Origin of the sequence: Klebsiella sp. GW_Kp181, assembly GCF_040062315.1 — a bacterium.
In the GTDB taxonomy this organism is placed as follows: Bacteria; Pseudomonadota; Gammaproteobacteria; order Enterobacterales; family Enterobacteriaceae; genus Klebsiella; species Klebsiella oxytoca.
Genome location: NZ_JBEAFR010000028.1, coordinates 1 through 1,194, shown reverse-complemented (window position 1 = coordinate 1,194; position 1,194 = coordinate 1). Strand labels below are relative to the sequence as shown.

The following is a 1,194-nucleotide window of genomic DNA, read 5'->3' as shown; positions in this document are numbered from 1 at the left end:
CTTATTGAACCGCTCTGCGGGTGATTCATAGTCTAGCGTTTTTCTCGGCCTTTCGTTGAGCTGTCTGGCAACACTGTTTAGTCTTTGCTGGCTGTGAACCGATAAGTCAGTTCCTTTTGGAAAATATTGTCTGAGCAATCTGTTCGTATTTTCATTTGAGCCACGTTGCCAGGGAGATTGAGGATCACAGAAATAAATCTGAATGTTTGTCGCTACAGTAAATCGAGTGTGGCTGGTCATTTCCGCGCCCCGATCCCATGTTAATGTTTTATAAAGCTCCACAGGCAATTCCCGGGCTTGTCTGATGAGTGCAGATATAACCGTTATGGTCTTGTTGTCTCTGATTTTGGCCAGCATAACAAAGCGGGAATGGCGTTCTACGAGAGTGACTATATAGGAGTTTTTCGAGCCCTGGATCAGGTCACCTTCCCAATGACCCGGTATGGCTCTGTCTGCAACTTCAGGTGGCCTTTCGCTTATTGGTATCGCATCCGGGATGGATCCTAATCCTTTCCCTTTAAGCGATGACGTTCTGGATCTACGAACCGCTCTTCCGCTTCTGAGGCATTGCTGCAGCTCTTTTTTTAATGCCCCCCGGGTTTGTATAAAAAGCGTTTTATAAATCGTTTCGTGTGACACATGCATTTCCTGATTATCCGGATAACAGCGTTTTAGCCAACCGGCGATTTGTTCCGGCGACCAGTCCTGATGCATCTTCTCTGCAATGATTTTACACAATGTGGGGCTTTCAATTAGCTTACAGGTTTTTGGTCTCAGGGCACTTTCCCATGCAGTAGCATCCGCTTTTGCTGCACGATATTGTTTTGCACCTCCGTGCCTCTTGATCTCGCGGCTAATCGTTGAAGGAGCTCTTGATAATTTGGCAGCGATGTCCCTGATGCTACGTTTTGCTACCAGCCCTCTGGATATCTCCTCTCTTTCATCTAGCGAAAGCGCTAACCGATGTCGCTTTCGGACAGGGGGACGGTATCCACCAGTCTGGTGGATAGTGGGCATGATAGAAGAATGATATCTGTCGAACATTCTGGCGATATCATGCAGGGAATCACCTTGCTTATATCTGTCCCAGATAATCGCTTTCTGTTCTGGCGTGTAGTAAATGCGCGTTCTTCGTTTCATGGCAACGTCCCCCCTTGATTAAGGATAGCGTTGCATCGACCCGTTGAACTCACA

At 47.2% G+C, this 1,194-nt stretch carries 1 protein-coding gene; it reads right to left on the bottom strand.

Annotated features, from left to right (window positions below):
* On the bottom strand, positions 1-1,140 hold a 1,140-nt coding region (locus tag ABLV11_RS06970; RefSeq protein ID WP_348855243.1), incomplete at its 3' end, for an IS30 family transposase.
* Positions 1,141-1,194: the final 54 nt, after the last annotated feature.